Genomic DNA, 10,095 nt, shown 5'->3' with positions numbered 1-10,095 from the left:
GGATCACGCGGCTTGCCGAGCTGTGCGGATGACTGTCGCCTCGCCCCCATCAGGATGAGTGTTTGGAAATGACCAGCGGCTCATTCGAGCCCCTGGAGAGTTGGATATTTCTAGTCAAGGAGACGAGGCAATGTGGCGATACGTAGGAAGGGATGGTGATGTCGTTGTGGTCGAGAACGACCAGGGCCGTCGCATCGAGATCAACACCAAGGATGAGGTGGTCAACGGCAATACCGTCGGCATGAGCACCGGTGAGGCGCACGATGCGCTGGAGGCCCTGGACGAAGGGCTGGAAGCCGCAGGTGCCGGGGCGGCCTCCAAACCCGCCAAGCTGCTGCTGAAGTTCTTCAACAAGGCCGGTGTGGCCGATGACATCCCGCAGGATGCCGTCGGGCCCGTCTGGTGGTGGAAGAACAGGAGCGCCTTTGAAATCGAGCAGATGGACAAGGAGATCAACACCAACTTTGACGCTGCCGTGAAAACCGCCTCCCCCATGGTTCTGGACCTGGATGGCGACGGTATCGAAACCTATGGCGCCGAGGGCCAGACGCTGTTCGACCATGATGGCGATGGCAACAAGCACGGCTCTGGCTGGGTCAAGCCGGACGACGGCTTGCTCGTGCTGGATCGCAACCACAACGGCTCCATCGACAGTGGCCATGAGCTGTTCGGCGAGAACACCCTGCTGGCTGATGGCAGCAAGGCCAAGGATGGCTTCGCCGCGATGCAGGCCGTGGACGGCAATGCGGACGGCAAGCTGGATGCCAACGACGCAGTGTGGGGTGATCTGCGCGTCTGGCGCGACTTGAACGGTGACGGTATCAGCCAGTCTGGCGAGCTGTTCACCCTGCAGGTCCTGGGCATCGAGAGCATCGCCACCGGCTCGGATGGCAAGAAGCAGGCCCTGGGCAACGACAACCATATCGACGGCTTCGGCACCTTCAAATGGGATGCTGCCCATGGCGGCGGCAGCGGTGTGTCGGGCGATGTCTACTTCGAGAACAACCCCTTCTATCGCGAGTTCGCCGACTCGATCGAGATTCCGGCCAACCTGGCCGGGGCGGCTGATATGCGCGGCGCAGGGGCCGTGCGTGACCTGCGCGAGGCTGCAGCCAGCAGCAGCTCCCTGAGCGCGGCGCTTGCCACCTATTCCCAGGCCGATACCCGGGTGGGCCAGCAGGTGCTGCTGGATCAACTGGTCCGGGCCTGGGCCGATAGCGCCAGCTTCCGCACCTTCGATGAACGCATCTCGGACCTGGCCGAAGGCAAGACCTACAAGATCGAGTTCGACTACTCCTGGGAAGTGAAGAAGAAAGGCTTTGCGGCAGGTTCCAGCAGCGGTGGCTCGAACGTCAGCGGCGGGACCAACGGCATTCCCGTAGGTACCGGCCAGGACACCTCGCCCACCGCCGACCAGCTCCGCAAGAAAGAGCTGCTGGAGATGGTGCGTGTGTTGGAGGTGTTCAACGGCCAGTACTTCTTCGACTTCAAGCCTGTTACCGATGACGACAAGGATGGAAAGATCAACCTCTCGTACGTCGCGGGGGTGCAATCGCGATCCGGCAGTGCCGGGGGCTCGCTGGCGTTTGGTTCGACCTTCTACCTTACGGAGGAGGACTTCTCCTTCGGCCCGAACCAGGAGAAACACATCCGCGCGGCCTATCAGGCCCTGCTGGATTCGGTCTACAACGGCCTGCTGCTGCAGACCCGCCTGAAGCCCTATCTGGACGCCGTATCCCTGGTACTGACCCAGGACACGCTGACCCTGGACTTCACTGCAGCCCTCGACAAGTTCGCCCAGACCCACGCCCACTCCCCGGTGAAAGCGATTGTCGACGTGCTCGAGTTCGGCTCGGCCATTGCAGGTACTGCGGGCTGGGCGGCCAATGAAATCGCCATTGCCGGCAACTGGGTCCGCCAGTTGGATGCAGCCCAGGTCGAGGCGCTGAAAGCGCAACTGGGCGCGGCCAGCAACGTGGTCTTCGACACCATCGCCAATAGCAACCTGATAGGAGGCTCCGGCTCCGACTTCCTGTTTGGCGAAGCCGGCAACGACACCCTGACCGGTAACGACGGTGCCGATTTCCTGGATGGCGGCGACGGCAATGATCGCCTGTACGGCAACAGCGGAAATGACCTGCTGCTGGCGGCAGCAGGCAATGACTCGCTCTATGGTGGCGACGGCAATGATGTTCTCGACGGCGGCACCGGCAACGACGCCCTGAGCGGTGAAAGCGGCAGTGACACCTACCGCTTCGCCCGTGGCTGGGGCCAGGACAGCATCAACAACAACGACGCCAGCACCGGCAAGGTCGATGCCATCGAGTTCGGCGCCGGCATCACGGCCAGTGACATCGTCGCTACCCGCTCCGGCACCCACCTGATCCTCAGCCTGGTCGGCAGTACCGACCGCATCACCGTCACCAACTACTTCAATGCCGATGGCACCAGCAGCTATAAGCTGGAGGAAATCCGCTTCATCGATGGCAGCGTCTGGGACATTGCCAAGGTCAAGGAATTGGCCCTGCTCAATACCGCCGGCAACGACACACTGACCGGCTATGCGACCGCTGATGTACTCAACGGCGGTGCTGGCAATGACTCGCTCTACGGCGGTGCCGGTGATGACCAACTGCTCGGTGAGTTGGGCGACGACCGCCTCTACGGCGAAGACGGCAACGACCTGCTGCAAGGCGCCGAGGGTAACGACAGCCTGTACGGCGGCGAAGGCAACGACGCCCTCTACGGCGGTGAAGGCGTCGACAACCTCTTTGGCGGTAACGGCAATGACATCCTCGAAGGCGGTGCCGGCAACGACAACCTGAGCGGCGAAGGTGGCAGTGACACCTATCGCTTCGCCCGTGGTTGGGGCCAGGACACCATCAACAACAACGATGCCGGCACCGGCAAGGTCGATGCCATCGAGTTCGGCGCCGGCATCACAGCCAGCGATATCGTCGTCACCCGCTCCGGCACCAACCTGATCCTCAGCCTGGTTGGCAGCACTGATCGCATCACCGTCACCAACTACTTCAATGCCGATGGCACCAGCAGCTATAAGCTGGAGGAAATCCGCTTCATCGATGGCAGCGTCTGGGACATTGCCAAGGTCAAGGAATTGGCCCTGCTCAATACCGCCGGCAACGACACACTGACCGGCTATGCGACCGCTGATGTACTCAACGGCGGTGCTGGCAATGACTCGCTCTACGGCGGTGCCGGTGATGACCAACTGCTCGGTGAGTTGGGCGACGACCGCCTCTACGGCGAAGACGGCAACGACCTGCTGCAAGGCGCCGAGGGTAACGACAGCCTGTACGGCGGCGAAGGCAGCGACGCCCTCTACGGCGGTGAAGGCGTCGATAACCTCTTCGGTGGGAACGGCAACGACATCCTCGAAGGCGGCACCGGCAACGACAACCTGAGCGGCGAAGGTGGCAGTGACACCTATCGCTTCGCCCGTGGTTGGGGCCAGGACAGCATCAACAACAACGACACCAGCACCGGCAAGGTCGATGCCATCGAGTTCGGCGTCGGCATCACGGCCAGCGATATCGCCATCACCCGCTCCGGCAGCAACCTGATCCTCAGCCTGGTTGGCAGCACCGACCGCATCACCGTCACCAACTACTTCAATGCCGATGGCACCAGCAGCTACAAGCTGGAGGAAATCCGCTTCATCGATGGGAATGTGTGGGACATCGCTACGGTCAAGGAACTGGCCCTTCTCAATACCGCCGGCAACGACACACTGACGGGCTATGCAACCGACGATGTACTCAACGGTGGCGCTGGCAACGACTCTCTCTACGGCGCAGCCGGCGATGATCAGCTCAACGGCGAGCTGGGCGACGACCGCCTCTACGGCGAGGACGGCAACGACCTGCTGCAAGGCGCCGAGGGTAACGACAGCCTGTACGGCGGCGAAGGCAGCGACGCCCTCTACGGCGGTGAAGGCATCGACAACCTCTTCGGTGGGAACGGCAACGACATCCTCGAAGGTGGCACCGGCAACGACAACCTGAGCGGCGAAGGTGGCAGTGACACCTACCGCTTCGCCCGTGGTTGGGGCCAGGACAGCATCAACAACAACGATGCCGGTACCGCCAAGGTCGATGCCATCGAGTTCGGCGCCGGCATCACGGCCAGCGATATCGTCGTCACCCGCTCCGGCACCAACCTGATCCTCAGCCTGGTCGGCAGTACCGACCGCATCACTGTCACCAACTACTTCAATGCCGATGGCACCAGCAGCTACAAGCTGGAGGAAATCCGCTTCATCGACGGCAACGTCTGGGACATCGCCACGGTCAAGGAGCTGGCCCTGCTCGGAACGGCAGGCAATGACAGCCTGACCGGCTATGCCACTGCCGATGCCATCAATGGCGGCAGCGGCAACGACACGCTAGCGGGAGAAGGCGGCGACGACACCCTCGTAGGCGGCCAGGGCAATGACGTGCTGAACGGCGGTGCCGGCAACAACACCTTTGTGTTTGCGCGCGGCGATGGCAGCGACATCATCAAGGGCTTCAGCGACCAGACGGCGTCCAAGCTGAACACCTTGCTGTTCGCGGAAGGCATCCGTCCCGAAGATGTTTCTTCGTACCGCAGCGGCAGTTCGCTGGTCCTCACCATCGGTACCGATGACAAGGTCACCATCGAGAACTTCTTCTACTCGGCAGCGACAGCAAGCAGCTCGAGCCCGGTGCAAACCATCAGGTTCGCCGATGGTACCGAGTGGTCGATCAACGCCAGTTCCGGGACGACGAACGTCATCAGCGGCAAAGCTGGCAAGGACTTTATCGTCGTCGCCGATGGCTCGAAGAACAATGTCCTGAGTGGCGGCCTGGGGGATGACGTCTTGCATGGCAGCTACTACGCCGACACCTACGTGTTCAACCTGGGCGATGGCAAGGACACGGTCGTCGAAACGTCCACCTACACCAATGTCACCGACACCCTGCGCTTCGGCGATGACATCGTTGCCAGCGATATCCAGGTGCAGAAAGTCGGTGTCGATCTGGTCTTCGCTCACCGCAACGGTGCCGATCAGGTCACCGTGAGGAACTGGTTCAACACCACGGCATCCACGGCCACGGCGGTCGACGCCAGCCGGGTCGAGCGCATCGAGTTTGCCGATGGATCGAGCTGGGACGTCAACCAGATCCAGAGCCAGATCATCGTGCTGGGCACCACCCAGGCCGACACCCTGAACGGCTGGGCCGGTGACGAGACCCTCCACGGCGGTGATGGCAATGACCTGCTGGACGGCGGCGCCGGCACCAACCAGCTGTTCGGTGGTGCAGGCGATGACACGCTCAAGGTGGCAACCACCGCCAAGGGCAGCTCGCTGGCAGGCGGAACCGGGAGTGACACGCTGTTCGGCAGCTATTACGCCGATACCTACGTGTTCAACCTGGGCGATGGCAAAGACACGGTCGTCGAGACCTCCACCTACTCCAACGTCACGGACACCCTGCGCTTCGGCGATGGCATCGCTGCCAGCGATATCCAGGTGCAGAAGGTCGGCGTCGACCTGGTCTTCGCTCACCGCAATGGCTCCGATCAAGTCACCGTCAGGAACTGGTTCAACACCACGGCATCCACCGCCACGGCGGTCGATTCCAGCCGGGTCGAGCGTATCGAGTTTGCCGATGGATCGAGCTGGGACGTCAACCAGATCCAGAGCCAGATCATCGTGCTGGGCACCATCCAGGCCGACACACTGAACGGCTGGGCCGGTGACGAAGCCCTCTACGGCGGTGACGGTAATGACCTGCTGGACGGCGGCGCCGGTACCAACCGGCTGTTTGGTGGTGCAGGTGATGACACGCTCAAGGTGGCAACCACCGCCAAAGGCAGCCTGCTGGCCGGCGGGACGGGAAGCGACATGCTGTACGGCAGCTATTACGCCGACACCTATGTGTTCAACCTGGGCGACGGTAAGGACACGGTGGTTGAGACCTCCACCTACGCCAACGTCACGGACACCCTGCGCTTCGGCGAAGGCATCGCTGCCAGCGATATCCAGGTGCAAAAGGTCGGCGTCGACCTGGTCTTCGCTCACCGCAATGGCTCCGATCAGGTCACCGTGAAGAACTGGTTCAACACCACGGCATCCACCGCCACGGCGGTAGATAGCAGCCGGGTCGAGCGCATCGAGTTCGCCGATGGGTCAAGCTGGGACGTCAACCAGATCCAGGGCCAGATCGTCGTGCTGGGCACCGCCCAGGGCGACACACTGAACGGCTGGGCTGGGGACGAGAGCCTCTACGGCGGTGACGGTAATGACCTGCTGGACGGCGGCGCCGGTACCAACCAGCTGTTTGGTGGTGCAGGTGATGACACGCTCAAGGTAGCCAGTACTGCAAAGGGCAATCTGCTGGCGGGCGGGACGGGTAGCGATACGCTTTACGGCAGCTACTACTCGGACACCTACCTGTTCAATGCAGGGGACGGTCACGACACCCTCATCGAGACCTCAACCTACTCAGGGGTCACCGATGTGCTGCGTTTCGGTGGGGATATCGACGCCAACGAACTGTGGTTCCGCCAGGTAGGGACGGATCTGGAGATTTCGACCGACAACCCGGCGGACAAAGTCTCGATCAAGGGCTGGTATTCATCGAACGCAGCCCGCGTGGAGCGCGTTGAGTCGGCCGACGGGAAAGTGCTGCTCGACAGCCAGGTGCAGAACCTGGTCAACGCCATGGCGGCCTTCGCACCGCCTGCGGGCGGCAGCTCGAACCTGACGCCCGAGCAGAGGGCGCAGCTGGAGGTGGTGATCGCCGCGAACTGGCAGTAACCGCTAAGTAAACGACAAGGCCCCTGACGGGGCCTTGTTCATTACCGGGGTTTGGAAATGTGCAGCGCTCCGTCTACCCATCCCCTCACCTGCTCGGCGCTGGGGGCTTGGGGGGCGAAGAGGATGCGGTAGATCATCGGGGCGACCACGGCGTCGACCAGTTGATCGGCGCTGGGGGCCGATTCGCCGCGTTGGGCGGCGCGGTCGAGGATGAGCTGCAGCTGGCAGCGGACGAGGTCGGCGCATTGGCCAGGGTAGTCGCCGGCGAGGTCGGAGACGACGTCGCGGATCAGGGTGCGGCCGAGCTCGGAGCTCATCTCGTCGAGGTATTGCTCGGCCCAGGCGTGCAGGTCGCCGGCGAGGGTGCCGGTGTCCTGCGGCTCGCTGGGGAGCATGCGTTCCAGGGCGACGTCGGCCAGCAGCGCCGAGAGGTCGCCCCAGCGGCGGTAGATGGTGGAGGGCGTGACGCCAGCGCGAGCGGCGATCTGCGGGACGGTGAGGTCGGCGCGGTCGCGCTCGTCGAGCAGTGCGCGCACGGCGGTGTGGATGGATTCCTGCACCCGGGCGCTGCGCCCGCCAGTGCGGCGGTTTTCTTTGATGGCCATGGCGGCGGACCTTATCACAAAGAATTTGCGTTAAGGAATTACTGCGCGCAGACTGCGCAAACGCAATGTCTTAGCTTTAGTGAGCCCATCATGGTCCAGACCGCCGATACCTGCCTCGACCAGCGTCACACCCGCAGCGGCATCGCCTTGCTGGCGAGCACGCTGCTGAGCTTCCTGGCCGCGTCCAGCGCGCCCACCCCGCTCTACCCCGTGTACCAGGCGCATTGGGCCTTCAGCCCGGCGATGCTGACGCTGGTCTTCGCCATCTATGCCTTCAGCCTGCTGGCGGCACTGCTCACCCTGGGCAAGCTGTCCGATTACCTGGGCCGGCGGCCGGTGATCCTCGCCGCGCTGTTGCTGGAGATGCTGGCGATGGCGCTGTTCATCGAGGCCGATGGCGTCGGCTGGTTGCTGGCAGCGCGGGTGATGCAGGGCTTCGCCACGGGGATGGCGACCAGCGTGCTGGGTGCGGCGCTGCTGGATCGCAACCCCGAGCGCGGGCCGCTGTTCAACAGCGTGGCGCCGCAACTGGGCATGGCCTGTGGCGCCCTGGGCTGCGGGATGCTGGTGGAGTGGGCGCCCTGGCCCTTGCACCTGGTCTACCTGGTCCTGCTGCTGGTGTTCGCCGCCCAGGCTCTGCTGCTGTGGTGGCTGCCGGAATCCATCTCGCGCCGCCCGGGCGCCCTCGCCTCGCTGCGCCCGACCCTGCGGGTGCCGCCCCAGGCCCGGGGCGCGCTGTGGCGCACGCTGCCGGTGAACGTCGCGGTCTGGTCCCTGGGCGGTTTCTACCTGTCCCTCGCGCCGTCGTTGATCCGCACAGCCACCGGCTCCAATTCGGCGTTGGTGGGTGGGCTGGCGGTAACGGCGCTGACCCTGAGCGGCGCGCTGTCGATCCTGTGGCTGCGCCAGCACACGGCGCAGCAGGTGTTGCGCATCGCCACCACCCTGCTGCTGATCGGAGTGGGCGCCATGCTGGTGGCCGTGCAGGCCGGCTGGCTGTGGCTGTTCCTGCTCGCCTCGCTGGTGGCCGGCGGTGGCTTCGGTTCAGGGTTCCTCGGCGCGCTGCGCAGCGTGATGCCGCTGGCCCATGCCCACGAACGCGCGGGGCTGATGGCCACCTACTACGTGATCAGCTACCTGGCGTTCTGTGTACCGGCGCTGCTGGCGGGTGTGATGGCTCGCCACTTCGGCCTGGTGGCGACCGCAACGGGATTCGCGACGGTACTGATCGGGCTGACGCTGGTGGCACTGATTGGGCTGGCGCGCCGGGATCACGCCTGAGCTATCCCAGCCTGTAGCGATCCGACGATTGGATTACAGGTGTAATATACAAGCGTTTGAATTATGCATATCATCCTAAGCATGCGCCCGTCGTATCGCTCTCTCACCCTGGCGCTCCCGCCGGCTCCGCCCGGCTCTACCACGCAAGGACACGAGATATGCAATCCATCGTCATCGCCGGTTTCGCCCGCTCGCCCTTCCACTTCGCCAAGAAGGGCGGCCTGATCAACATCCGCCCGGACGACCTCGCCGGCCAGGTCGTGAAGGGGCTGGTGGACCGCCTGGACATCGACCCCAACGAGATCGAGGACCTGATCCTCGGCTGCGCCTACCCCGAGGCCGAGCAGGGCATGAACCTGGCACGTATCGTTGGCTTCCTCGCCGGCCTGCCGCAGAGCGTGGCCGGGGCCACGGTGAACCGCTTCTGCGGCTCGTCCATGACCTCCATCCACTTCGCCGCCGGGCAGATCCAGCTCGGCGCCGGTGAGGCCTTCATCTGCGGCGGCGTGGAATCCATGACCCGCGTGCCCATGGGCGGCTTCAACATTTCGCCCAACCCGCGCCTGACCAGCGGCGAGATCCAGGCCTATATCCCCATGGGCCACACCGCCGAGATCGTCGCCGAGCGCTACGCCATCAGCCGCGCGGACCAGGAGGCGATGGCCGTGCAGTCCCACGAGAAGGCCGCCGATGCACGCCTGCGCGGCTTGCTGCAGGACGAGATCATCACCATCGAGACGCCCGACGGCCCGGTCACCGAAGACGGCTGCATCCGCCCCGGCACCAACGCCGAGGCCCTGGCCCAACTGAAGCCGGCCTTCGGTGGCAGCGTGACCGCCGGCACCGCCTCGCCGCTGACCGATGGCGCGGCGGCGGTGTTCGTGTGCACCGAGGCGTTCGCCCGGCGCTGGAAGCTGGACATCCTCGCCCGCATCAAGGCGGTGGCTGTGGTCGGCTGCGCGCCGGAGGTGATGGGCATGGGCCCGCTGCACGCCACCCGCAAGCTGCTGCAGCGCAGCGGCCTGTCGGTGAACGACATCGACCTGTTCGAGATCAACGAAGCCTTCGCCAGCCAGGCACTGGCCTGCATCCGCGAACTGGACATCGACGTCGCCAAGGTCAACCTCGACGGCGGCGGCATGGCCATCGGGCACCCGCTGGGCGCCACCGGTGCGCGCATCACCGGCAAGGCCGCTTCGCTGCTCAAGCGCACCGGCGGCCGCTACGCCATCGCCACCCAGTGCATCGGTGGCGGCCAGGGCGTGGCCACGCTGCTGGAAAGCGTCGAGTGAGGCGCCGGGGAGGTGCGCTCGCACCTCCCCTTCCGTCGGCCACCGGCACTCGCGCGACGCTGACTGCATACAGGCGGTGAATGTGGAATTACAATCGCCATACTAACGCCCG

General features: G+C 64.3%; 4 protein-coding genes. 3 read left to right on the top strand and 1 reads right to left on the bottom strand.

Annotated elements, in window-relative coordinates:
* Positions 1-130: 130 nt before the first annotated feature.
* Positions 131-6,805 carry a calcium-binding protein gene (locus ACXI0U_RS08350; protein WP_479550006.1) on the top strand — a complete coding sequence of 2,225 codons (6,675 nt, stop codon included), beginning with the start codon at positions 131-133 and terminating at the stop codon, positions 6,803-6,805.
* 41 nt (positions 6,806-6,846) lie between these two features.
* Here ACXI0U_RS08350 and ACXI0U_RS08345 read toward each other — a convergent pair whose 3' ends face one another.
* Entirely contained in the window at positions 6,847-7,410 is a 564-nt protein-coding gene (locus ACXI0U_RS08345) for a TetR/AcrR family transcriptional regulator (RefSeq protein ID WP_431484046.1), read from the bottom strand.
* A 90-nt stretch (positions 7,411-7,500) separates the two neighbouring features.
* Between ACXI0U_RS08345 and ACXI0U_RS08340 the strand changes: the two genes are divergently transcribed.
* Both ACXI0U_RS08340 and ACXI0U_RS08335 read left to right on the top strand, forming a co-directional pair.
* Positions 7,501-8,691 (top strand): MFS transporter, encoded by a 1,191-nt coding sequence (locus tag ACXI0U_RS08340; protein WP_431484045.1) that lies wholly within the window; start codon positions 7,501-7,503, stop codon positions 8,689-8,691.
* Positions 8,692-8,849: 158 nt separating this feature from the next.
* Positions 8,850-9,983, top strand: a complete 1,134-nt coding sequence (locus ACXI0U_RS08335) for a thiolase family protein (protein WP_431484044.1) — start codon at positions 8,850-8,852, stop codon at positions 9,981-9,983.
* The last annotated feature ends 112 nt before the right edge of the window (positions 9,984-10,095 follow it).

It is taken from the genome of Pseudomonas sp. C9D1 (assembly GCF_056491235.1).
Note: the sequence above shows the minus strand (reverse complement) of the source record. Positions and strands in the feature narration are given on the sequence as shown.

Bases quoted from the DNA above. Each gene is read 5' to 3' on its own strand.
- ACXI0U_RS08350 (WP_479550006.1), top strand. From the start codon at position 131: ATGTGGCGATACGTAGGAAGGGATGGTGATGTCGTTGTGGTCGAGAAC.
- ACXI0U_RS08345 (WP_431484046.1), bottom strand. From the start codon at position 7,410: ATGGCCATCAAAGAAAACCGCCGCACTGGCGGGCGCAGCGCCCGGGTG.
- ACXI0U_RS08340 (WP_431484045.1), top strand. From the start codon at position 7,501: ATGGTCCAGACCGCCGATACCTGCCTCGACCAGCGTCACACCCGCAGC.
- ACXI0U_RS08335 (WP_431484044.1), top strand. From the start codon at position 8,850: ATGCAATCCATCGTCATCGCCGGTTTCGCCCGCTCGCCCTTCCACTTC.